This window comes from Orbaceae bacterium BiB (genome assembly GCA_036251205.1).
Taxonomy (GTDB): Bacteria; Pseudomonadota; Gammaproteobacteria; order Enterobacterales; family Orbaceae; genus Orbus; species Orbus mooreae.
Genome location: CP133958.1, coordinates 918,987 through 942,762, shown reverse-complemented (window position 1 = coordinate 942,762; position 23,776 = coordinate 918,987). Strand labels below are relative to the sequence as shown.

Here is a 23,776-nt window from a genome sequence, read left to right as displayed (position 1 = left end):
ATTTCGCAGTTAACACTGTATATTTATACATATTCGTTTTTTACCACGATAATTAGAAAAACAGTGGTGATTTTCTTTACTTTAGTTTTAGGAGTTCTCTTGCACAAATCCAGTTGTATTGTGCTTGGTCGTGTTGATGCCTCTATCATAAATCATTTGCCGCTGGTGGATACGCCTGTTAGAGCAGGGTTTCCCTCTCCAGCTGATGATTATTTGGAAGCGAAACTCGATTTAACTGAGCATTTAGTGAAGCACCCTAGTGCGACCTATTACATTAAAGCAATGGGTGACTCGATGGTGGATTATGGGATTCTTAATGGTGACTTACTGATTGTTGATCGCTCTTTAAAACCACAAGTGAATGATGTGGTGATTGTAGCGGTTGATGGTGAGCTAACGTGTAAATGCTTAGGTTTAATTGCAGGGCAGTATCATTTGTTAGCGGGTAATGCGCTTTATCCCCCAATTCCCCTAGAAGGTAAAGAAGTCCATGTCTGGGGTGTAGTGATTCATACCATTCACACATTACGAGGTCGTGGTCATTCGTGATAGGGTTAGTGGATTGTAATAATTTTTATGCGTCTTGTGAGCGAGTGTTTAATCCCAAGCTTGAAGGCGAACCAATTGGTATTTTATCCAATAATGATGGCTGTGTGATAGCCCGTTCGAATGAGTTAAAACCCTTGGTGCCAATGGGGATACCAGCCTTTAAGATTCTACCGGCTATTCGTAAGCAAGTGACGTTGTTAAGCTCTAATTACGAGCTGTATGGTGATATGAGTCGACGTGTATTTAATACCGTGCGAGACTACACGGCAGATGTAGAGCCTTATTCGATTGATGAAGCCTTTATTGCATTAGATGGATTTTCTGATGTTATTTCGCATTGTCAGCACATCCGAGCGGTGGTGAAACGTGACACGGGCATACCCGTCAGTATTGGTATTGCTTCTACTCGTACTTTAGCTAAAGTGGCGAATCATATTGCTAAAAAACAAGCTGCTTATCAAAGTGTCTGTTATTTAGCCAATGACAGCGCTTTGTTGATTGAAGCATTAAAGCAGTTTCCGGTGGGTGACGTATGGGGTGTTGGACGGCGTATTGCGGAGAAACTACAAGTGCTAGGTATTCATACTGCATGGGATTTACGCCAAGCGAATACCAAACAAATTAGGCAGCAGTTTTCCGTAGTACTTGAGCGCACGGTGTTAGAACTACAAGGCACTTCGTGTATCGAGCTAGATGATTTATCAACGCCAAAACAAAATATCATGACTTCGCGTAGTTTTGGTCAGTTAACGGGGAACTTATTTGACCTACAGGAAGCTATACGTGTACACGCCAGTCGAGGTGCTGAAAAACTCAGGCATCAACACTCGGTTGCTAGTGCCGTACTGGTTTTTTTAAAAACCAATCGGTTTCGTGAGGATGTTGTGCAATATCATCCCTCTATCGTGGTGCCTCTCCTCTCGTCTACTGATGATTCACGGCTGATTATTCAAGCCGCTCAAAAGGGGTTACAGGCTATTTACAAAAAAGGGGTTTTGTTTATGAAAGCTGGGGTGATGTTACTTGATTTACGCCCAAAAAACACCGATACGCAGTTTGATTTATTTGAAACATCCAATAAGGTAGAACAAAAGCAAAAAAGTGATAGGTTGATGCAGACACTCGATGCTATCAATCAGAAGATGGGTAAACATACGGTACAATTAGGTGGTGTTAGAAAACAGGCCCCTTGGCAGATTAAACGTGAGTTACTGAGTCCACGTTATACCACACGGTGGGATGAATTGTTAGCGGTGAAATAATGATTCTTGAGTGTTGTTATACCTTGCCCGAGCGACCGGGTGTTTATTATTTTTATGATGAAAAAAATACTTTACTTTATATAGGCAAAAGTAAAAATATTCGCAAACGGGTTTTGTCGCATTTTTATCACCGCGATGAAACTAAACGTCACGCTGATTTAATAAAGCAAACTGCGCACATCGATTTTACCTGTACAGCAGGGGAATTAGGTGCTTTGCTACTGGAATCAGCAGAGATTAAATTAAGACAGCCAATTTATAATCGGCGTTTGAGAAAACATCAGAATCTCTATTCATGGGTATTAAATGATGAACTCATACCCGTTTTACACCGGGTTGATGACATTGCTGACGATAAAATCAGTGTGGGTTTGTATCAATCACCAGTACGAGCCAAGCAATGGTTATTAAAATTAGCTGAAAAAAATGAGTTATGTGCGAAAGTGCTTGAATTGGAATCAACCCGTCGAGGTTGCTGTTTTAATTATCAGTTAAAACGTTGTCGGGGAGCGTGTTGTGGCAATGAGACACTAGCAAGTTACAATCAACGTTTAGTTAAAGCATTCGAGAACTACGCGCTAATAGCTTGGCCTTGGCAATCAGCGATTGCGATTGTTGAGGAAGACCCTCAACATCAATGTAAAGCATTTCATATTATCAATCAATGGCGTTATTTGGGTTCCGTCAGCCATTTGCATGATACGCCTACCGGACCACTCCCCCGTTTTAGTCGTGATAGTTATCAAATTTTAATACGCTATCTTCAATATGAAAAACCCAATATCCTTGAGTTAACTTAATTGATTAATTCATAGTAACTGAGCGGTAGGAATAATATTAATTAACACGAAAGTAGAGTCAGTGGGTAGGAAGGTATTTTTGTTTGGACTCTTCTTTAATACACCGAGATAAATAGTTGCAGGATGGACACCAAGTGCCTGCTTTAACATGACTGGGTCTTGCTTGCCACGTATGTCCTAAATGACACAGCCAGCTCAGTTTGGTTTCTAAATTTGTGTAAGTTGTTGAGAGGCATTGCCCTCCTCGTGCTATTGCCAGTTGTTGCATATCCTCAATGGTGTAGTTTTTACGGGCACAGTAGGGACACCAGCGCCCAAGTTGAATGAAACTCGCTGCGCGTTGCCATCGATGTCCCTTAGCACATTGCCACATCACTTTATCATTCATGGTGGTGTAGTGCTTTGCTAAACATAAACCACCACGAGCAGCAGCTAGTGCCTGTAAGTCCGCTAGTGAGCGGCGATGTTTGTCATAACGGCAAATTGGACACCAGGTTTTTGAGTTCTTGATACTGTTTCCTGTGGTTTGCCATTCATGTCCGTTGGCACAACGAAACGTGTATTTATCTTTACCTCGCGTATAAGTTTTAGATAAGCATACTCCACCTTGTTGTTTGGCAATAGTCTGTAGTAGCCGCATTGCTTTTCGCTGTTGCTGTGTTGCTATACACACTGGGCACCACTGTCCTTTTTTGTAGCCATCAATATTCATTTGCCAAGTATGTCCGTATTGGCATTGCCATGTTAGGCGTTGACGGCTATTTTGGTAGTCGGTAGTTAGGCATTTGCCATTTTTTTGTTTAGCAAGGTGCTCTATATCTTTCAATGAGTGGCGTAGATTATTAAAATAGCAGTCTGGACACCATTGTCCGCGATGCAAGTGAAATACTCGAAATTTAAAGGTATGTCCGTTGCTACAGTGTATTTCAAGTTTGGCTGTTCGGGTTAGCTCTTCAGGATTGAGCCATTTTCCGCCCCATAAATGAATCAATTTTTTAATCGCACTACGCAGTGCTTTGGAATACTCGGGAGTACTTTGTCCTTTAGTACTTGGCCAGTTAGCCAGTAAGCGTAGGATTTTTTGTTGTAAGGTGGATGGTGCATTTTTGATGGCACTGCCGCAATCAGGGGGAAGAGTGTATTTCATTATCGTTAATCCAAGCAAATTAGTTTTACCTGAGAATGCCTTAATAAATTAAGGCAATACCCCACAAATAATACGCTTACTTAGATTCAAATGAGCTATCGCGTATTCGAATACTGTTGGTGATTTCACGCCAAATGACCATTAATTGTTCTTCACTATACGCCTGCGTTTTATCAAGGGGAATTTTGTAAAACATTTCTACACGTAACCGAGGTGTTTTGTAGCTAGGATCAGTCACGTGAATGCCTAATGTAAAGATATATCCCATATTATCAGCATTAAATCCCTGAGCATCTTCAAAATATTTACCTTTAACCACCCACTCTTCTAATTTTAATCCCTGGCTTTCACGAGTACCTTTGTAAATAGTATGACCCGCACCTTGTGTAAAATAGCCTTCGGGTTTATCAAGTAACGCATAATCGTCGGCAAAATCATTAAACTCGAAATAGAAAGAAAACTCATCAATACTTTCGTGCCAATAACCATAATTCATATCTTTCCATTCACGATCTTCGCCTAGCATAAAGCTGTTCAACAGACAAAATCCCGGCCTGATTGGAATAGTCAAATCATCCCGTGGCTGAATCCGTACAAAGAGTTTTCGTAGTTCAAGTAATTTTTGCGGAACATCATTTGTATAGAGTTCTGGGTATTTCATCCGATTTTCATCATGTTTTTTATCAGAACCGTTTTGCGCTTTCATTTCAATTTTTAACATCACTTCGTCTTGCCAGCGATATCCCTCAAGAACTCTAGCGGAATCATCAGTACCTGGACTCTCCATTCTTTCAAAAATAATGCCTTGCATTTTATCAGGATGATTAGTGTGCACGGGATAAACCGCTTTTAGATAGGGGCTATCAATCGGGTCAATCGTTTTAGTATCTTTTAACTCTTGCTCACGAAGGGAGATCATCTGTTTAAACGGCGGTAAATATTGCGGCTTGGTGGTTATGGTAATATCACCATTACTTTTATAGTCAAAGCGTCCCTCCTTTTTGATTTTAAACCCAATCGGTAGATCAATTAAATAGGTCCCAACACAGCGCGTTGGCGAATTTGACAGTAATGCTGTGACTTGCTGTTGTTGTTCTTTAGGTAAGTCAATCATAGCGATATCCTTATAAAAATAGTGATAACCAAATACTAAAATAATCGCGGCAATAACCGCTATGAATAAGTAAGATTTTTTATTGAACTTTGTCTGTTTAGTCATTAACCATTACCTGCTGTAAAATATTAACAATGGCACGTAAAGTAAACTCTTGGCTAACTTCACTTTTATAAGCTGGCTCATGTCCAATAGGGAGACGCAAACGCGCCATTAAATAATCCATTGGAATTTCACCCGAGCAACGCGGAACTGTGCCATCACCATTACCATCGGCAGGCTGTAATCGATAAGTTTCCTTAATATTACCGTGGTTAACATGGTGAGTACCATACGAGGTTGTCACATTACCTGGTGCCTGAGCACAGACCGCGGTCATTTCGGCAGCATCTTTACCTAGTACATTTTCCATAATACCATCTTCAATTTTACCGATAAATGTACTATTAACTTCTGTACCCCGTTTCATCCGAGTATAGGCTGCCACTGCACCGGTGGATGGCTGGACGCCATTAATTACCCCATACACTTTTGTACTGCCCCCGAGCACTTGTGTATAATAACGGGCTACTAGCCCCCCCATCGAATGAGTAATTAAAATCACTTTATCACAGTTTTGTCCACGTTTTTTATAATATCGAGGTAACGTCACTTCAATCAGTTCTTTTAGCCTATTTGCACTGTCCTCATTCGACTCAAGCCAATTATAGCCCATCGCGTGTATGGGAAAGTAAAAATTGTTACAATGCGCGATTTGCTCATCTTCGGGGATTAATGACGTTTTTGAACCTTCATCTAACGTAAACAAAGGGGCTTGGATTAATTTATTAAGTGCTGCTAACGTATGGCCTTTTGGTTCAAATAAGCTTTCTTGAAATTTTTCTAAAAACTCACCATAACTAATATAGCCAACCGTTCCCCAGCCTCGTTCTTTACGAGTGCCAAATCGTTTATTTTCAGGATTGTTTTTTATCGCCTCTTCAATTTTTTGCTGCTTAATATTATAGGCATCAATATATTTTTGGATTTCATCTTCATCAATATCTCTTTTTTCACGACTAAACTCATCTTCAATTTGCGAGCACTCTTTTTCCGCCGCATCAACCACAGTTCCACGATCATCCACTTCTGTTTTATCTGGATCAAGCTCTAATTTACGCGCCTTAGCGGTACCATAATGAGGAAAAGACCATCCTATAGCAGACATATTCCCATCTAGACGCCAAATCGGTTTAGAAAAAGATTTTGTTGTTCTTTCTTTTAAATTACTGCCCATTACTCCCGGGATAAAAATAATCGGCACGATAAGTCGCTCTTTTTCAATGAATAGGGTGTGTAACGTATTATCTGACGTTGGCACGGTATTATATTGGAACGGCTGTTGTTGCTTTCTATCACTCATATTATCTCCACCTGTCCTATTCCGACACGAACTTTTTAGGGCTGATGAGTTGTACATAGATTTGCCCTTGATTACCACTCACAGTCAACTGTTCACGGAAAAACTGACCAACACTGCTACTTGCCATCGTTAGCACAAAGTACCTCGTTAATTTGCTTGGCCTTGCAAAGGTTAAATCAATATCATGAAAAGTGACACCACTCTGCCCACCCAACGTTAACTCATAACTTGCCATCGTTAAGTCTAATCGAGTTTTCTGATTTAATCCCGATATCCAAATATCCTTAACCTTTTTTGGCGCGAGTTGATTATAACTAAAAAGTTGCTTGATATCGGCTGATAACTCAGCCATATCCGAGACAATTAAGCGTCCTAACCACGCTTTTGCAGCCAAACCAGCCTTATTAATTAAGGATTCGCTTCCTAACAACATCGCGCTAATAAATTTACTGTGACTATGATAGGTACTATCGTCATACTGACACACCAACAGTAACGATAATTCGACTTCTTCTGAACTTTCGTGCATGTGCTCCATGAACACAACATAATCATTGATAGGTTCAGCTTTTAAATCCCAACGCTGAAAAATTGCGTCAATGAGGTCATCATCATCCATAAGTTCATGCGGTAGATAGATATGAGCCAAATATTTGTGATAATCAGCACATTGCTGCGCTAAATTTATCATCACTTCATCAAGAAACCAATACGGTTTTACCGATGCAGTACGATTGAACAAGGGTCTGGCTTTTTGTGGATATAGCGGGATTTTTATACTATCTGAGGTTAGAGCCTGTAAACCATCAGGTTCAGCACAAATAATAGCGTGGCCAAAAATTGGAACTTGTACTTTACTCCATGCTTGCCACTCATTTGTAATATGTTGCTGGTGTTGTATTATCTCTTGATTGCTAGCCATTAAATAACAATAACGAACTTGAGCGTCAAAATAAAGCGATGAAAAAAGAGCTTGAGCTACGTAAAAAGGAGATCGATATCCTAAAAAAGGCCGCTCAGTACTTTGCGAGCCTGAAATAGCAAGGTACGAATTTATTAAAAAGCAAAACACGCTATCTAAGCGTCGTTTATTTCATCTATTTGACGTGTCAAGTAGTGGTTACTATGCCTATTTAAAGCGATTACCGTCTCAGAGAACAGTGTTTAATCAGCAGCTTGACAAAAAGATTGAAACACTATTTGAAGATCATCGGCATCTCTATGGTTATCGGCGTTTACATGTCGAACTTTTGGAGGAAGGCTATTGTTTATCACGTGAACGAGTTCGTCGACGAATGCACAAGCTTCACCTTAAAGCAAAACAACGCAAAAAGTATAAACAAACAACGCACAGTAACCACAACAAACCGGTCGCTGAAAATATTTTAGATAGGCACTTTACCATGGACACACCTAATCAAGCTTGGGTATGCGATATAACTTATATTAAAGTGAACGGACAGTGGTTATACCTCGCGATTGTACTTGATCTCTACTCTCGTAAAATCATAGGCTGGGCGATGGATACGCATATGGAAAGCTCGCTAGTTTGTCAAGCCTTAACTATGGCTTTGCTTCATCGGGGCTATCCAAGTAAAGTGATTGTTCATAGTGACCGTGGTGGCCAGTATTGTTCCGATGATTACCAAGCTATATTAACGGCTTATGGCTTAACGTGTAGTATGAGTCGCAAAGGTAACTGTTGGGATAATGCGGTGGCTGAAAGCTTTTTCCATACCTTAAAAACAGAATGGATTTACCGACACAAACTAGAAAATATGGCACAAGCTAAATCGATGATCTTGTGGTACATTGAGGTTTACTATAACCGAGTAAGAAAACATTCATATTTAAACTATTTATCACCTGTTCAATTTGAAGAAAAAATGATTTAATAATTTGAAAATAACTCTCCACTAAAATGTGGGCAGATCAACTTACTTAGACGCATTTTATCATAGAATTGATGCTATCTATGACAGAGCATTTTTAATGTCAGCAAGTGGTCTTAATAAAATTAATCTTGTCTTGTCTCCTGAAGCAAAAGAAGAATGGATTCATTTTTACAATAATATTGAGTCATGTTTAGGTAACGGAGGATTGAGTGATATTAGCGATTATGCGGCAAAAATAGCCAATAACGTCGCTAGAATAGCTGCACTATTACATTATTATTTATATGATAATACTGTAATATGTAAGACATGTATGAACGATGCTATTGAATTTGGTTATAATTGTATTGATTCGTTTAAATCTGTATTTGGTGAGAAGACGATTGATGAGAAAGCGAAGGAGCTCGCTGATATTTTGTTTGATTGGTTAAATAAAAACTCTAAAAATGGATTTAAACGAGAATTTTTGAAAAGTCATATTTACACGCATGGACCAAATCAATTGCGAAACAAAGGTAATTTAGAAATGGCTTTATGGCGCTTACATAATGATGGTGATATTGATTATTTTTCCCACAACAAACCTGCATTTATTCGATTAAGAAATAATAATTATTTATTATGACGAGCATTTTTTTAATAATTGAAAGCGGCATATTGTGTATTCCAGTTAAAATGATTACTCAGTGCAACATAACATGATCAGCAGTGCAATTTAATATGCTCATCATATATTACTTATGATGATCACTTAGAATAATATATTTATATTATTAATTGTATTAGCTCCGATTTCACCTGACGCTGCTACGGCACAGTCCTAAACCTAATCTGACAGGTAGCTCTGTGCCAATAGCAACCATTATTTGTTACAAAAAAATGATTGAAACTCAAAAGTATCGGATAACTTACTATCACTTCTCATACTTAAACATATGAAAATAAATGATAGCCCATAATCTGATAAATGGCTTTCTTATATACTAAAAAGATTAACCACCAAGATAACGTCATATTGATAGCCATAATTAAATTTGCCAGCAATCAAATAAAAATACTTATCAATTTTTCGGTTGTCGCTTTTAATTTATTAATATTATTATATTGTCATCAATACTGATTAAGGTTTTATTATGACTTTTAATGAATTACATAAAAACTCCTATCCATTACTACTTGCTAATGTTTGGGATGTAAGCAGTGCTAAAGCTGCCGAAGAGTTAGGTTTTAAGGCCATAGGAACCTCTAGTGCCGCAATAGCCTCTATGCTTGGGTATGAAGATGGTGAAAAAATAAAGTTTGAAGAGTTGTGTTATTTTGTAAAAAAAATTGCAAATAATACATCACTACCGCTTTCTGTTGATCTTGAAGCTGGATACAGTAGAACGCCTACTAAAATAATAGAACATATCAAAATACTTTCAACATATGGTGTTGTAGGGATTAATCTTGAAGATAGTATTGTTAATGAGGAAAGAAAGTTAGTTGATGGTAAAAGTTTTGCAAAAGTTATTTTAGAGATCAAAAATCAGCTAGAAATAACTAATCTAAATATTTTTCTTAATATTCGGATAGATACTTTTTTATTAGATATTCCAAATAAACTAGAAGAGACTCTAAAACGTATGGAGCTTTATACAAAGGCTGGTGCTAACGGACTTTTTATTCCTTGTTTATCAAAAGAATCTGATATCAAAGTGTTAGTAGATAAATCCATGCTCCCCATTAATGTGATGGCTATGCCTAATTTACCAAATTTTGAGAGACTAAAAGTATTAGGCGTTAAGCGTATCAGTATGGGGAATTTCTTATTCAATAATATGACCTCAGTGTTAAAACATAATCTTTTTGAGATTATGAAAAATAAATCTTTTGAGATTATTTATAATCATGCTAATTAGTGATCTGAATAAAACCAAAATATATTATCAGGCTTTACTGGAAAAAGATCCTCGTTATATCGGTATTTTTTACGTAGGTGTTAAAACGACATCTGTATTCTGTATAGCGACTTGTAGAGCTAGGAAGCCAAAATTTGAAAACGTTGAATTTTACACAACATTCAAAGATGCTCTTGATGCCGGGTATCGCCCTTGCAAAATTTGCAAACCTACAGAAAACTCAAATGAAGCGCCAACTCAAGTTATTGAGGCAATAAAAATGATCAGAGAAAATCCAAAGATAAAAATATCTGATTATTTGCTACGGCAATACCAAATAAGCCCCGAGGTAGTGCGTCGATGGTTTAAAAAAAATTATGGAATAACGTTTCAATCTTACCAAAGAATGTATCGTATTAATAATGCCTATCAAGAGTTAAAAATTGGCAAGGGAATAATGGATACAGTATTTGATGTTGGATACGAATCACTTAGTGGTTTTGGATATACATATAAAAAGATCATGAAAAAATCACCTTCACAAAATGCCAATAACAAAGTTATTCTGATTAATCGTTTAACCACACCGCTGGGGCCTATGTTTATTTGTGCTACCAGTGAGGGTATTTGTTTATTGGAGTTTGTTGATCGTCGTATGCTTGAAACAGAACTTAAAGACTTACAAAAATTACTAAATATGCAGATTATTTTTGGTGAGAATAAATATATTCAACAAGCAAGAGCTGAAATTGATGAGTATTTTAAAGGTGAGAGAAAAAATTTTGATGTTAGATTACATACACCAGGGACAGAGTTTCAAAAAAAAGTCTGGGAATATTTGATCCTCGCCAAAATATTAGACAGTGCTCGCCTCTATAAATGTGTTATTTAGATAATACTGATTTTCATATTGCTGAGGCGATATCCAACCATTAGTTGAATGACGACGAACACGATTATAATAGATTTCAATATATTCAAATAGGGCTTTATTCGCATCCTCCCGAGTTTTGTAATCACAACCATGAATAATGTGCGTTTTTAATGTATGAAAAAAACTTTCAGCTACCGCATTATCCCAACAATTGCCTGCTCGACTCATACTTTGACTAAGTCCATACTGTAACAATAATCGCTTAAAATCAGCACTGCAATATTGGCTTCCTCGGTCGCTGTGAAGTAATACACCCTTTGGAAACTGACGACGGAATAAGGCATTTTTGAGTGTGTTACAGACTAAGTGCCTATCAATCCGCGAGCTCGTTTGTCGTCCAATCACTTTTCGCCCGAATAAATCAATAATCACACAAAGGTATAGCCAGCCTTCACCGGTTTTGATATACGTGATATCGGTCACCCAAACACGATTCGGTTTATCAGGATTAAACTGTCTATCTAATGTATTTGGCGCTACATCATGAGATAGGCTTGGCGCTGCTAGATAGTTAAATTTACGGGCGACTTTACTTCGTAAGCCTAATTTTTGTAATACTCGACTTACTGTTCTTTCTGAGACATCATAGCCCTCATCTCGGATATCGTGTACTAAGCTTGGTGCACCCAAACGCGCTTTATGCCGCCAATAGAGTGCCTTGACGTTATCAATCAGCGGCTGTGATTTCGGTGTGCGTTTTAACCAAGCGTAATAACCGGGCACGCTGACGTTTAATAGGCAACAGGTTAAACGTACCGGATACGACGATAAATACAGTTTCATATACTTGTACTTCACCGACTTGGATGGTTGATGAAGTACACATGCGCCTTTTTTAGGATTTCATTCGCCATTTTCAGTTCTTTATTTTCTTTTTCTAGAGCGATAATTTTTTGCTGCTCAGCCGTTAACTCGCGTTTACTGGTTTTACCTGGATTGATTTGCCTTACCCATCTATCAAGGGTTGATTGACCAATGCCAAGGTGATTTGCAATATCGGCTAGCGAAAGATGAGCATTCGATAAGGCATAATCAACTGATTGTTGTTTGAACTCAGTACTGAATTTTTTGACCATGATATGTTCTCCTATGATTTTTATTTATATCATAGAGGTGACATTTGTCTATTTTTTTGGCGAGGATCAATTTGCGAAAAATACCTTATGGAAAAGTATCTACATATAAACAACAAGCTGAGAACATAGGACATTCGAAAGCAGTTAGAGCAGTAGCATCGGCAAACGGCTATAACAGAGTCTCTATTATTATTCCTTGTCATAGAGTGATAGGCAGCAATGGAAGTTTAACAGGATATGGCGGAGGACTGGAAAGAAAGCGTTGGCTTATTGAACATGAAAAATCTTACTAAAACAAAGTGAGTACATTATTCTCAAACTCTATATGTCTGGACTGTCAGATTTGATTGTATGCTGCCAGTGAAAACCGTCAGATCAAGTCATAGCTAACACATATTAATCGATAAGTTCATTAAATGATATAGTTTTACTTTTAGGTTTATCTGTATCATTTAATTCTTTTATTCTTAATTTCATTGGTAGTTGAGATATAACACCACTAAATATACAAGTTCCTCTAGGCAAAGTCGGTATTGATTCTTTATTTACTCTATCAATATAAGAAACTGATTTTTGTATTGAAAATAGATCGCTTTGATTAACTAATTTATGAATAAAATAATGATGAGCATGTGAAATAATTGTAGCAGATATATCATTAGGTCGTTGACTAGAGATAGTAACAAACATTTCAAATTTCCTTCCTTCTTTTATTATTTCTTCAAATATTTCAAGTCTATAATCTTTCCAATTTTCTGACTTTCTCGAATTGAAATGTGAATCAATGAGGAAAAAGATAAAATAAAAATAAATTTATTGATCAGTATTAGGTGCCCAAGTGCAATGCAATACTGATCACATATATTATATTGAGTGATCATTTAGAGTTGCAATATGCAGCATATTAGTCGCTTTTTATTTACTAAATAATAATAGATAACTAATTCATAGAAAAAACTAACTAAATATTATCTCTTCTATTTTTGTACATTTTTCCTAGAAAAACAAACTACAATCTTCTTTAATAAAATAACTGCATGTTTAAAATAATGCTAAAATCGCTAATTTAGCAAAATTAGCATATAATTAAAGTTAAAAAAGAAATTTAAATATCAAAAATAAAACTAATAGTATTCAGATTTAAATATAAGAAAATGAGTTTAGTTTGAAAAAAGAGATGATAAACTTAAATGTTCAATCCAATAACATCTAAAATTAATGGCATACCAAATGGCACACTGAATTACTTATGTTTAATAACCACTTGTTTAATATATAATTATTAAAGTTGATGGCGGAAGCGCAGAGATTCGAACTCTGGGAGGGTTACCCCTCGCCGGTTTTCAAGACCGGTGCCTTCAACCGCTCGGCCACACTTCCGCAATGGCTGTGCATATTAAAGGGTTTCTAGCGAGTTGACTTGCCTATTTCAACGTTAATTAATTCTTGTTTTTGATAGTTCAATAAATCATCATAAAACATTCTTGGTTTACACTTAGGTTACATTATTTCGTGGCATGATATCAAGTCTTATCTCACCCATGATAGTAATTATTTTTTTTATTTATCTGCATTAAATAATCAAATTTAGACAAAGGGGGATAGGGGAATAGGTTGTATTCACTATTATATGCAATACCCCTTGAGATTTTCTCACAAAAATGTCTAGAAGGCTCTAATAGATCTTTATTTCAATTTTAATGATTAAGTCATAGTTTTTGACTAGCGAGATTTAAATAATCGCTCTATGTCTCTCTGAGACGGTTTTATTCTGTATATGATTAAATATAAACAAACACTAAAATTTATCGTACAATAGGCATATTTTATAATCATCAATTGGCAGGTTTTATCTATGCAAACAGAACTAATCAAACAGCTCAATCAAATATTAAAAGATTTTCCTGAATATTGGGAAGATGAAACATTGCAACGTTCAGTTGTAATTAATGATATTAAAAATAAAAAGCCGGATTTAATTAAAGCATTAATAAATAAGCCTAAAATAAAAGAACTATATAGTTCTGAAGTTGATGGTGTATTGATATTTGACTTTGAATCATTGATTAGTTTATTACGTTATAAAGAATATTGGGCTAATAGTTTTACTAAATATCGTAATAGCGTGGGGCTTACTAGTGAAGGGAAATATTTAAATTATAATACGGATGTTGTTCTTGATTTTCCGTTTAAAGATTGCGTGCTTGAAGGCGGAATGACTAAAGAAGAACAAGGTAAGAATGAAATTTATTATAATGAAAAAATAGCAAGAGATGAAATAGACCGATTATTTTCACCTAAAGTATTAACCAATGCGAAACGTTATACTAAAAGTGGAATAGAAGAAAACATCACAGAATTTAACGATGATGATAATTTAATTATTAAAGGTAATAACCTAATTGCATTACATACTTTAAAAGAACGTTATGCGGGTAAAATAAAACTAATTTACATTGACCCCCCTTATAATACTGGTAATGATGGCTTTAAATATAATGATCGTTTTAATCATTCCACATGGTTAACTTTTATGAAAAATCGCCTCGAAGTGGCAAAAGAGTTATTAAGTGATGATGGTTTAATTTTTATTCAATGTGATTATAACGAAGATAGTTATTTAAAAGTATTGATGGATGAGTTGTTTTCAAATGATAAGTTTGTTGCTCAGATAGTCGTTAAATCTAATAGCCTTTCAGGAAATAAAACTCAACATAAAAATAAAACTATTTTAAAAAATAAAGATACTATCTTATGTTATAAGAAAACAGATTTGATAAAAATTAATCCACAGTATACTGTAAAAGACAATTGGGATACTCATTATGGTGGTTTTTTAAAACTAGATAAAGGTGAGCCGTATATCGTTTCTCTTAAAAATGTACTTATTGAACATGATATTATTAGTGCTAAAGATACGATAAAACCAGATATTATAAATAATCAAAAGTTTAATGATTTTGTTTATGAAAATAGAAAATCAATATTTCAAAAAGTTGGATCAATACCAGACAGATTAAAAAAATTAAGTTTGTCTAAACCTGAAGAGGTTGTTTGGATAATAACTGATTTAGGCGAAAAAATGTATGCTCATGGTGGACGAAGAATTTCTATGCTAGAAAGTGTGTATCAAAATATTAATGGGAAAAATGTTTTAGCTCAATTACTTGGCGATTTATGGACTGATATAGATTTTCAAAACACACAAAATGAAGGTGGGTTGAGTTTTACAAATGGTAAAAAACCAGAAGCCCTAATCAAAAGAATTATTGATATGTCTACCCAAGAAGGTGATTTAGTTTTAGATTTTCATCTCGGTAGTGGCACAACCGCAGTAGTGGCTCATAAAATGAGAAGGCGTTATATTGGTATTGAACAGATGGATTACATTAATGATATAACAGTGCCTAGATTGCAAAAAGTCATTGAGGGTGAGCAAGGTGGTATATCGAAAGATGTTAATTGGCAGGGTGGTGGTAGCTTTGTTTATGCCGAGTTAATGGAGCTTAACTATCATTATATTCATGATATTCAAAAAGCACAAAACTATGGTGAATTAGTTAAACTGTTTGAGCGAATGAAAGAGACGGGGCATCTTAATTATCAAGTTGAGCTGGATAAAATTTTAACTACTGAATATGAAATTGATGGTGTTAACCAGATGGTGGCATTTAGTGAATTAGCACTTGACGAACAAAAACAGCTTTTAATTGAGCTGTTAGATAAAAATCAACTGTACGTTAATGCCTGTGAAATGAATGATAGTGATTTAAATGTATCAGAACTAGATAAAACCTTTACCAATAGTTTTTATGGGAAGGTCGAATAATGGCAAAAGAGACTAACACGAATAAACTATTATTCAATCAATTTAAGGAGTTTGATAAATTAGGATTATTTAATGAGGTTTATCAAGTCCCTAGTTATATTAAAAATAACCTAAAAGATACATTGCGAGCTTATCAAGAAGAGTCTTTGCGTTATTTACATTATGCACAAAGTAGTCCTAATGCAAGTGAGCAATATCATCACTTACTCTTCAACATGGCGACCGGCGCAGGCAAAACAATGGTGATGGCTGCAACAATACTTTACATGTTTAAAGAGCAAGGTTATCAAAATTTTATTTTCTTTGTACATACCGATGCTATTATTCAAAAAACTAAAGAAAATCTATTAAATACGTTATCATCTAAATACTTGTTTACACCATCCATTGAAATTGATGGTGAAAAAATTCAGATTGAAGCGGTTGATACGTTTCCCATTACACCGAATAAGAATACGATTTATTTAAAATTATCAACTATTCATAAAATTCATGATGAGTTAAATAATTATAAAGAAAATAGTGTGACGTATGATGACTTAAATGAGTTACCATTAGTCTTATTAGGAGATGAAGCTCATCATTTTAACGCAGAGACAAAGGCAAAAGGTAAAGCAAAAAATTCATCTGAAAATGAAGAGTTGACTTGGGAGCGAACGATTGAAAAAATTCTTGCGCTACAGCCTAAAAATCGATTATTTGAATTCACGGCGACCATTAACTTAGACAACAAACAAATTTACCAGAAGTATAAAGATAAGATTATTTATCAGTATGATTTGAAACAGTTTATGGACGATGGTTATTCTAAAAAAGTGATGTTGCTTGAGGCTAATCAGAATGATAATGAAAAAATGCTTGATGCTATCTTATTAAGCCAATATCGTAAATTAGTTGCAATAGATAATAATATTATGGGTTTTAAACCGATTATTTTATTTAAATCAAATCAGATAGCGATATCTAGAGCAAAACAAGATGACTTTATCCAGATTATTGATGGCTTAACTCCAGAGAAAATCACGACACATTTAAATGACAAGAAGACACAGTTAAGTTCAGTAAATAGTATTTGGCATAAGGTGATAACGCGTTATAGCCAGAGTGATTTAATTACTATTGTTGATATGATTAAAGATGATTTTAATGAAATGAATCTTCTTAATGTGAACAAGAGTGATTTAATGGAAGAGCAACCGGTATTGCTTAATACGTTAGAGCAAATTGATAATCCGATTCGCGCTGTATTCGCGGTTGCTAAAGTTAATGAGGGTTGGGATGTGCTTAATCTTTATGATATTGTTAGAATTAGCGAAAAAGCATCATCAACGAAAGCAAATACCGATAGTGAAGCGCAGTTAATTGGACGTGGTGCACGCTATTATCCCTTTATCTATGATAGCGAGAAAAGTTATACGCGTCGTTTTGATAAAAATAATCACGAACTTGCGATACTTGAACAGCTTCATTATCATACTATCAATGAGCCGTCATATATTAAAGTCTTACATGCCTCGTTAAAGCAAGCGGATATCGATTTTAATTCCGATGGTAATGGTATTATTTATCATGCTAAATTAAAAGATAACTTTAAGAAATCAAAAACCTATCAATATGGTAAGTTGTATTTTAATAAAGTTGAGGAAATTACCGGTGAACAACGTTCATGGCACTCTTATTCGCTTGAGACACATTTTGAAGAAGAATATAAAACCGCTAATGAAACATCACTGAGTGAGTTAAGTGATACTCATCTTAACGAACAATATAAACTTGAGTCATTAATGCTTGATAAACGCTTTATCAATAAGGCAATGGCAAAGCAATCGTTTTATTCATTTAACAATCTTCAATATTACTTCCCTAAATTAAAAAGTATGGCTGAGTTTATCGATAAAGACGGTAATTATCTAGGTAAGATTCAAATTGATATTAAGTTACCCTCATCTTTAAGTATTGATGACCTAACTCCGAAAGAAAAGTTACAATGTCTTGAAAATGTATTAAGTAAAATAGCGGATAACATTCGTCGTAATTATCGTAAGTATAAAGGTACCCATGAGTTTATTAGTCAACCTTTAAAAGATATTATTATGGATTATAGCTCGTATATAGATTCTTCAATTATCATTAATCAAAAAATAACAGCAAACAGTACAATAGGTAAATCGTGGTATGTATTTGATACAGCAATTTTAAATCAATTAGAGCATCGATTAGTTGAATTGCTTGATAAGTTTATCGTTAAACTGAAAGAAAAATATGATGATATTTACCTTATTCGTAATGATGAACAATCAACACGTTTTAAATTGACAGAGTTTGATGGTGTAAGAGGGTTTATGCCTGATTTTATTTTGTTGATGAAAAACAAGCGTGAAGATGCTTATTATCAAGTATTTCTTGAGCCTAAAGGTGATGACCGATTATTAGGTGATAAATGGAAGGAAGACATGCTTGAAGCAATTAACAAGGAGAATATTATTTTCTTAGACGGTGATAATAACATTCGTTTAATTGGGATTAAATTCTTTGCAGATAGTCGACGAAATGAGTTTATTAAGGATTTCTCTAACAAGCTTTATGATGAAAAAACACTTGAAGATGATTTATTAATGTCTTAATGACAAGTATCGTATTGGTAGTTGTGCACAGAGTGTATTAGAGGGTAATCTATAACAAAATTAAACATTTAATTGACGTATCTTGGTTTATTGTTTTAACGTAAAGAATAAGTTATATCGTTATATTCTATTTTTTAATTATAAACGTTAGGAATTTTTAGTATTAACAAATACGAAAGTATGAGTTAACGTTGTGTTATGCATATATAATGTGTAACATTAATTAAACGTAATAATTAACTTAGTTATGATACGTCAATAATAACACTTAAAAAGATGGTAAACTAAAATAGATGATAGATTTAAATATAACATTAAATCTAATCTTAATTTAAGTAATATCAATGAATTACATAAAGAATAGATAATAACAATCATTGAATGATAACAGGAAAATACATTACCTTAGCTAAGTAACGAAGATATTTATTATTAAAGCAATATTGTAACAATATCTACCTTGGTAAGCGTAAGCTTAATAATATAGGCTTATTAACTTCTTTAATCATTTCTGTAAGTAAACCCGTTAATATTATCACTTCATGTTAATCTATCTTCAATATGTTCCTAGCGGCTGTATATTATTTTCTAAGAAAATATTTATTTATCATATATATATGACGTAATTTATGAGAAAAAGGTGCAAATTATTTTCTAGTTTTTGAATTTTTTTTGTAATTTATTTTTTAAATGTTTCAGCTTATATTTAATAGCTCTCTCAGACATGTTACCCCTTCGAGCTGTTTCTTTTATTGTTTCACCATCAATTAAGTGAGGAATCAGTCTTTTAGGATAATACTTTCTAACTGCTGATAGCATAATTTCATCGTTTTTATTGTTGGTAATATAATCATCTAATTCGAAATCATCGTCATCGATAATGTTTTTAGATATGGCAGTATCCAATGAAGTGAAGTTTTCAATTGCCAACTCTTTTAAACTTTGTATTTCTCTTAGTTCGTCATTAATAAGATTGGTAATAGTTGTTTTCATATAAGGCATTAGCTCATAAACAGGTTTAGTGAGTTTTCTATCGAGTAGTTTTAAAAAAGCTTGTTGAACAATATCCTCGTAATCTATATGGCTAACATTAAGATGCTTTTTGTTCATATTGTTTCTTGCAAAGCTACATAGATTTTTATAATTCTCTTGATGAAATTTTTCTATGTATTGTTTTGCGTAAGGGAGAGAGGTAAATACACCTTTATAATTCACGTCTGATGTGTTAACTATAACCGCCTTATTTAACTCGTGATGTTCACTAATATAGCGTTCATACATTTTGTGAAGGTATTGTTCCGCCGTTTTTCTATCAAGGTGAAGGGATGTAGTTGAATCTATTTCACCAGTTGCATGCAGTTCGTCCATGTAGTGCGTGGCAAATCCAACGCCACACAAATAACCTGCTGTCTGCTCATTATCGCAAGTAATAGTATGTTTTCTGTTGGAAAAAAAATGCATAATAATATTCCTTATTCTTGTTATTTTGAATAAAAAGCAAACATCTTTATGCTTGCTCTTCAGTAATATGATAGTAATCAAATTTATAACTAGAATTTTGTGAATGGCTTTTAACTATTTTAGTATTTATTCACCATCTAATCATAAACTTTCGTCCTAAAAAACAGAATAAAGTTTATCAAAAATAAAACCAAAAATACAATATATAGCGTCTATTAATTAATTTTTAACTATATGTAGTGTTTATTGGTTTTTTAATCGCGATAAACCAAACAATGAAAAGATGGATAAAACCCCATTCATGATAATGGTGAAGACTAATGGCCACATGACAAGTAAGATAGCTCCCCAGATTGGCCAACCCCATGCATTGACTGCTCCATATAAAGCTGCAATAGCTAATATGATAGGAAATTCCAATAATATAAGCGCTATGATAAGGGCTATCACCTTATTCATATCGAAAGCTATAATTATTCCATCCCAGCCAGCAAAGAAAACAACAGCACTAATTGCAAGCATGACTCCTCTTATTATGAACATCATATGGTAACTCCTTATTTATATTAAATTTTAAAAATATTTAACATTAAATACCAATAGATGAAAGGCTGCAAATCGTTAAAATCGATCTATCGAGGGGGTATTGATCGTTTTTAAAGATCAATCCTTTTTAACGATTTTACTAAAGCTTTTTCAAGTGAATGATGCAGGGTCTCTATATGAATAGCTTTTCCATAAGTATCATAAGCAAGGCTATTAGAGCTATGCCCTAATATTTGCTGTGCTGTTGATAGTGGGATTCCACTGTTTTTTAATAGGGTAGCTAGGCTATGCCTAAAAGAGTGAAAGGATAAGCCATTAGCGCTGTTTAACGTCTGTTTTAATAAGGTGCGATTAAACCATTTACTCACTTTATCGCTATATCGTCCTTTATCAGTCCAAGTGACATCAAACAGTAAATTATCTTGATGTTTACGAGAAGAGACATAGTCCATAAACTCATTACAATCAAAGCCAAAAGCATGATTGACTAAAGGGATAGTACGAGCACTGTATTGATTCTTTAAGCTCTTACCTTCAATGCCATAAGCGTTGATATCAAGGTAAATAATATTGTTATCTGTTTTAATCACATCTTTAACTTGTAACTGACAAATTTCATTTAGTCTAGCCCCTGTTATAGCGGAGAGTAGAGGGATGAAATATTGCCACGCTAAGCCATTTCTAGCGTAGTAAGCTTTACATGATGATAGTATTAGCTCTATCTGTTTTATGCAAAAGGCATTACGTTTATCCGCTTCTTTTTGGCTATCTTTTAGCAATAAGTCAGTAGCTAAATTCTTTTTGATAAGGTCATTCTTTTCAGCCCAATTAAAAACTGAGGATAAAAAGATAAGATGTCCATTAATAGTTCTAGTAGATAGTGTTTTATTATAGTGTTGAGCTAAGACTTCTTTAAGTGATTGCTCTTTGAATATTTGTTTCCTGTTTACAGGTAATCGCTTAATAACTTCTCTAACTTCTAACATATCTTTACGAGTAATTTTGGTTACATCATCTAGTTTTAGATAGTCAAATATTTCAATGAGTAGAGCTTTATTCGCTTGAGAACTTAACTGTGTCGCATATTTCCAGTTACTTCCTTTCTCTTGAATGTAGTTATTACAACTTGTTGTTATGGAAAGGAAATAATTTTCTTTTGACTGTTTCAGATTGGGTAATGCTGTTTGTATCAACAAGCAATTATTTGATTGGTTATTATCTTGATGATTAAATTCGTTACTTACTGTTGCTTTAAAATAGCTAACGAGTTGTTCATAGTCTAATGTAGGTTTATCCTTAATAATGAAGGATAATTCATGTTTGATGACAGTAAATAATCTAACTGCGATATGTCGCTTAACTGTTTTGAGTGATAGTGATGTATTTTTATTACCTTGTTTAATTCGAATGTAATAAACTGTATTTCGAAGATATAGAAACAAATAATATTTAATGATAGAGTGATTATTAATTGCAGATAAAACAGAGTTTTTGTTATTCATCATAAGCATACTTTGGTTTACAGTTAGGTGACAGTTAAGTATGTTGTTATGAAATTTCTGAATGGAATCAAAGAATTTGTTGAAGATGGCGGAAGCGCAGAGATTCGAACTCTGGGAGGGTTTCCCCTCGCCGGTTTTCAAGACCGGTGCCTTCAACCGCTCGGCCACACTTCCGCAATGGCTGTGCATATTAAAGTAGTCGGATGGGTTTGTAAATACTAAATATCAAATTTTTTTTCGTTTGCTCTAAATTTCGCCAAAATAGGGATTGTTCATCTGTTGTAGGATATATTTTAACGCTAAAGATGTTGTCTTTTCTTTATTATTGTATAATAGTCAATATTTTATCATGGTTAGTTAATTATGCTTGCACTAAACGGTCAAATCATTGAAACAGATGAAAGTGGATATCTTAAAAATTGGCAGGATTGGTCTCCTGAATTAATTAATAGCATTGCTAACAATGAATCTATTGAGTTAACTGACGCTCATTTAGAAGTGATCTATTTTGTTCGTGATTTTTATCTGGAATATAAAACATCCCCTGCGATTAGAGCATTGGTTAAAGCAATGGAAAAAAAATTTGGTCCCGAAAAAGGGAATAGTCGTTATTTATATCGACTCTTTCCAGAAGGACCCGCTAAGCAGGCAACTAAGCTGGCAGGTTTACCTAAGCCTGTGAAATGTATATAAATGAGTGGTGTATTCATGCTAGCAAAATGGAAGTTACCTATTTTATTAGTTATTATTTTAGGATATCTACAGTATGCCTTTTGGTGTGGTAAAAATAATATTTTTGATTATCAACAGAATGTAAATACAGTTGAATTGATGAAAATTGAAAATAATAAATTAAAACTGCGTAATGAACAGATGTTTGCTGAAATATCCAATTTATATGATGGTTCAGATGCTATTGAGGAACGAGCTAGAAGTCATTTAGGGATGATTGAACCCGACGAACATTTTTATCGTATTGTTACCCGTTCCTCGATATCAGGGGAAGAGCAATAAATGAATAATTCGATAGTCGCTATTGTACCGGCCGCTGGTGGTGGGCAACGGATGCAGTTATCGCTTCCTAAACAGTATATAAAAATCGGTGATGTAACAATTTTAGAACATACTCTACAAAAATTACTCTCTTTGCCGCTAATTAGTCAAGTCGTGGTGGTGATTAGTCCCGATGATACTTATTTTTCATCATTGAGTATTGCTAATCATCCGCAAATTACTGTCACATATGGCGGTAAAACTCGTGCTGAGTCTGTTTTTGCCGGTCTTGAATTAGTTAGTGAACATAGTTGGGCTTTAGTTCATGATGCAGCAAGGCCTTGTGTCACTCACCAAGATATTGAAAATTTAATTCATACAGTGATTAAAAATAATTGTGGTGGTATTTTAGCAACAAAAGTGACTGATACGATTAAAAAAGCAATCAATAATCTTAATGGTATTCCAACAATTGCAGAAACTAATGATCGGCAATGGTTATGGGCAGCAGCAACGCCGCAAATGTTTAATGCTAAATTATTGAAAGATTGCATGATACGAGCAAAGCAAGATCATATCGAATTGACTGATGAAGCATCTGCCATTGAATACTGTAACGGCCACCCATTATTAATTGAATGTCGGCGGGATAATATTAAAGTGACTCGAAAAGAGGACTTACCCTTAGCCACACTTTATTTACAAGAGCAAGGTTATATAAACAAATAATTTAGTTTATTAAATATAATGGAACAAAATTGA

General features: G+C 34.5%; 21 protein-coding genes, 2 tRNA genes and 1 pseudogene. 13 read left to right on the top strand and 11 right to left on the bottom strand.

Annotated elements, in window-relative coordinates; all coding sequences use genetic code 11:
- The first annotated feature begins 99 nt into the window (after positions 1–99).
- The 3 genes from umuD to RHO11_04445 are packed head-to-tail and all read left to right on the top strand — an operon-like array spanning position 100 to position 2,611.
- Positions 100–549 (top strand): translesion error-prone DNA polymerase V autoproteolytic subunit, encoded by a 450-nt coding sequence (gene umuD, locus RHO11_04455; protein WVD62383.1) that lies wholly within the window; start codon positions 100–102, stop codon positions 547–549.
- Positions 546–1,811 (top strand): Y-family DNA polymerase, encoded by a 1,266-nt coding sequence (locus RHO11_04450; protein ID WVD62382.1) that lies wholly within the window; start codon positions 546–548, stop codon positions 1,809–1,811. Before umuD ends, RHO11_04450 begins: the two co-directional genes overlap by 4 nt.
- Positions 1,811–2,611: a GIY-YIG nuclease family protein gene (locus RHO11_04445; GenBank protein WVD62381.1), complete on the top strand. Its 801-nt coding sequence runs from the start codon at positions 1,811–1,813 to the stop codon at positions 2,609–2,611. The genes RHO11_04450 and RHO11_04445 overlap by 1 nt, the downstream gene beginning before the upstream one ends.
- Positions 2,612–2,669: 58 nt before the next feature.
- On the opposite strand, the gene RHO11_04440 is transcribed toward RHO11_04445, so the two are convergent.
- From RHO11_04440 to RHO11_04425, 4 genes are all read right to left on the bottom strand, one after another.
- Complete coding sequence (locus tag RHO11_04440; GenBank protein ID WVD62380.1) at positions 2,670–3,758, bottom strand: hypothetical protein; 1,089 nt, start codon at positions 3,756–3,758, stop codon at positions 2,670–2,672.
- Positions 3,759–3,834: 76 nt separating this feature from the next.
- A complete protein-coding gene (locus tag RHO11_04435) occupies positions 3,835–4,977 on the bottom strand; it encodes a T6SS immunity protein Tli4 family protein (GenBank protein WVD62379.1) in 1,143 nt (380 codons plus the stop codon).
- Positions 4,970–6,274, bottom strand: a complete 1,305-nt coding sequence (locus RHO11_04430; GenBank protein WVD62378.1) for a hypothetical protein — start codon at positions 6,272–6,274, stop codon at positions 4,970–4,972. The genes RHO11_04435 and RHO11_04430 overlap by 8 nt, the downstream gene beginning before the upstream one ends.
- 16 nt (positions 6,275–6,290) lie before the next feature.
- Positions 6,291–7,196 (bottom strand): hypothetical protein, encoded by a 906-nt coding sequence (locus tag RHO11_04425; protein ID WVD62377.1) that lies wholly within the window; start codon positions 7,194–7,196, stop codon positions 6,291–6,293.
- Between the two features lie 91 nt (positions 7,197–7,287).
- Between RHO11_04425 and RHO11_04420 the strand changes: the two are divergent.
- From RHO11_04420 to RHO11_04405, 4 genes and pseudogenes are all read left to right on the top strand, one after another.
- Positions 7,288–8,169, top strand: a pseudogene (locus RHO11_04420) (IS3 family transposase).
- Between the two features lie 28 nt (positions 8,170–8,197).
- The gene (locus RHO11_04415) at positions 8,198–8,794 is read left to right on the top strand and encodes a DUF3987 domain-containing protein (GenBank protein WVD62376.1); all 597 of its coding nucleotides are present in this window, start codon (positions 8,198–8,200) and stop codon (positions 8,792–8,794) included.
- A gap of 508 nt (positions 8,795–9,302) precedes the next feature.
- The gene (locus tag RHO11_04410) at positions 9,303–10,070 is read left to right on the top strand and encodes an isocitrate lyase/phosphoenolpyruvate mutase family protein (protein ID WVD62375.1); all 768 of its coding nucleotides are present in this window, start codon (positions 9,303–9,305) and stop codon (positions 10,068–10,070) included.
- A complete protein-coding gene (locus RHO11_04405; GenBank protein WVD62374.1) occupies positions 10,060–10,941 on the top strand; it encodes an Ada metal-binding domain-containing protein in 882 nt (293 codons plus the stop codon). The genes RHO11_04410 and RHO11_04405 overlap by 11 nt, the downstream gene beginning before the upstream one ends.
- On the opposite strand, the gene RHO11_04400 is transcribed toward RHO11_04405, so the two are convergent.
- A protein-coding gene (locus RHO11_04400) for an IS3 family transposase (protein ID WVD62373.1) occupies positions 10,906–12,059 on the bottom strand; the annotation gives its coding sequence in 2 pieces (ribosomal slippage) (positions 10,906–11,813 and positions 11,813–12,059; 1,155 coding nt in all). The two genes, RHO11_04405 and RHO11_04400, sit on opposite strands and share 36 nt — an antisense overlap.
- Positions 12,060–12,130: 71 nt before the next feature.
- Here RHO11_04400 and RHO11_04395 point away from each other — a divergent pair.
- Positions 12,131–12,352, top strand: a complete 222-nt coding sequence (locus tag RHO11_04395; protein ID WVD62372.1) for an MGMT family protein — start codon at positions 12,131–12,133, stop codon at positions 12,350–12,352.
- Positions 12,353–12,455: 103 nt separating this feature from the next.
- On the opposite strand, the gene RHO11_04390 is transcribed toward RHO11_04395, so the two are convergent.
- Entirely contained in the window at positions 12,456–12,749 is a 294-nt protein-coding gene (locus RHO11_04390) for a hypothetical protein (GenBank protein ID WVD62371.1), read from the bottom strand.
- A 602-nt stretch (positions 12,750–13,351) separates the two neighbouring features.
- A tRNA-Ser gene (locus RHO11_04385) sits at positions 13,352–13,439 on the bottom strand.
- 475 nt (positions 13,440–13,914) lie between these two features.
- Between RHO11_04385 and RHO11_04380 the strand changes: the two genes are divergently transcribed.
- Both RHO11_04380 and RHO11_04375 read left to right on the top strand, forming a co-directional pair.
- Positions 13,915–15,888 (top strand): site-specific DNA-methyltransferase, encoded by a 1,974-nt coding sequence (locus RHO11_04380; protein WVD62370.1) that lies wholly within the window; start codon positions 13,915–13,917, stop codon positions 15,886–15,888.
- Entirely contained in the window at positions 15,888–18,512 is a 2,625-nt protein-coding gene (locus RHO11_04375) for a DEAD/DEAH box helicase family protein (GenBank protein ID WVD62369.1), read from the top strand. Before RHO11_04380 ends, RHO11_04375 begins: the two co-directional genes overlap by 1 nt.
- A 654-nt stretch (positions 18,513–19,166) precedes the next feature.
- Here RHO11_04375 and RHO11_04370 read toward each other — a convergent pair.
- From RHO11_04370 to RHO11_04355, 4 genes are all read right to left on the bottom strand, one after another.
- Positions 19,167–19,973, bottom strand: a complete 807-nt coding sequence (locus tag RHO11_04370; protein ID WVD62368.1) for a sigma-70 family RNA polymerase sigma factor — start codon at positions 19,971–19,973, stop codon at positions 19,167–19,169.
- 243 nt (positions 19,974–20,216) lie between these two features.
- The gene (locus RHO11_04365; protein WVD62367.1) at positions 20,217–20,495 is read right to left on the bottom strand and encodes a hypothetical protein; all 279 of its coding nucleotides are present in this window, start codon (positions 20,493–20,495) and stop codon (positions 20,217–20,219) included.
- A gap of 134 nt (positions 20,496–20,629) precedes the next feature.
- Positions 20,630–22,024 (bottom strand): site-specific integrase, encoded by a 1,395-nt coding sequence (locus RHO11_04360; protein WVD62366.1) that lies wholly within the window; start codon positions 22,022–22,024, stop codon positions 20,630–20,632.
- Between the two features lie 83 nt (positions 22,025–22,107).
- Positions 22,108–22,195, bottom strand: a tRNA-Ser gene (locus RHO11_04355).
- A gap of 189 nt (positions 22,196–22,384) precedes the next feature.
- Between RHO11_04355 and RHO11_04350 the strand changes: the two genes are divergently transcribed.
- The 3 genes from RHO11_04350 to ispD are packed head-to-tail and all read left to right on the top strand — an operon-like array spanning position 22,385 to position 23,743.
- The gene (locus RHO11_04350) at positions 22,385–22,714 is read left to right on the top strand and encodes a TusE/DsrC/DsvC family sulfur relay protein (protein ID WVD62365.1); all 330 of its coding nucleotides are present in this window, start codon (positions 22,385–22,387) and stop codon (positions 22,712–22,714) included.
- Positions 22,715–22,729: 15 nt separating this feature from the next.
- Entirely contained in the window at positions 22,730–23,035 is a 306-nt protein-coding gene (gene ftsB, locus RHO11_04345) for a cell division protein FtsB (protein ID WVD62364.1), read from the top strand.
- Complete coding sequence (ispD, locus tag RHO11_04340; GenBank protein ID WVD62363.1) at positions 23,036–23,743, top strand: 2-C-methyl-D-erythritol 4-phosphate cytidylyltransferase; 708 nt, start codon at positions 23,036–23,038, stop codon at positions 23,741–23,743.
- Positions 23,744–23,776: the final 33 nt, after the last annotated feature.

What these genes read in the sequence shown, in the direction of transcription:
- RHO11_04445 (WVD62381.1), top strand. Translation starts at nt 1,811, where the DNA reads ATGATTCTTGAGTGTTGTTATACCTTGCCCGAGCGACCGGGTGTTTAT.
- RHO11_04440 (WVD62380.1), bottom strand. Translation starts at nt 3,758, where the DNA reads ATGAAATACACTCTTCCCCCTGATTGCGGCAGTGCCATCAAAAATGCA.
- RHO11_04435 (WVD62379.1), bottom strand. Translation starts at nt 4,977, where the DNA reads ATGACTAAACAGACAAAGTTCAATAAAAAATCTTACTTATTCATAGCG.
- RHO11_04430 (WVD62378.1), bottom strand. Translation starts at nt 6,274, where the DNA reads ATGAGTGATAGAAAGCAACAACAGCCGTTCCAATATAATACCGTGCCA.
- RHO11_04425 (WVD62377.1), bottom strand. Translation starts at nt 7,196, where the DNA reads ATGGCTAGCAATCAAGAGATAATACAACACCAGCAACATATTACAAAT.
- RHO11_04410 (WVD62375.1), top strand. Translation starts at nt 9,303, where the DNA reads ATGACTTTTAATGAATTACATAAAAACTCCTATCCATTACTACTTGCT.
- RHO11_04405 (WVD62374.1), top strand. Translation starts at nt 10,060, where the DNA reads ATGCTAATTAGTGATCTGAATAAAACCAAAATATATTATCAGGCTTTA.
- RHO11_04390 (WVD62371.1), bottom strand. Translation starts at nt 12,749, where the DNA reads ATGTTTGTTACTATCTCTAGTCAACGACCTAATGATATATCTGCTACA.
- RHO11_04380 (WVD62370.1), top strand. Translation starts at nt 13,915, where the DNA reads ATGCAAACAGAACTAATCAAACAGCTCAATCAAATATTAAAAGATTTT.
- RHO11_04375 (WVD62369.1), top strand. Translation starts at nt 15,888, where the DNA reads ATGGCAAAAGAGACTAACACGAATAAACTATTATTCAATCAATTTAAG.
- RHO11_04370 (WVD62368.1), bottom strand. Translation starts at nt 19,973, where the DNA reads ATGCATTTTTTTTCCAACAGAAAACATACTATTACTTGCGATAATGAG.
- RHO11_04365 (WVD62367.1), bottom strand. Translation starts at nt 20,495, where the DNA reads ATGCTTGCAATTAGTGCTGTTGTTTTCTTTGCTGGCTGGGATGGAATA.
- RHO11_04360 (WVD62366.1), bottom strand. Translation starts at nt 22,024, where the DNA reads ATGATGAATAACAAAAACTCTGTTTTATCTGCAATTAATAATCACTCT.
- RHO11_04350 (WVD62365.1), top strand. Translation starts at nt 22,385, where the DNA reads ATGCTTGCACTAAACGGTCAAATCATTGAAACAGATGAAAGTGGATAT.
- ftsB (WVD62364.1), top strand. Translation starts at nt 22,730, where the DNA reads ATGCTAGCAAAATGGAAGTTACCTATTTTATTAGTTATTATTTTAGGA.
- ispD (WVD62363.1), top strand. Translation starts at nt 23,036, where the DNA reads ATGAATAATTCGATAGTCGCTATTGTACCGGCCGCTGGTGGTGGGCAA.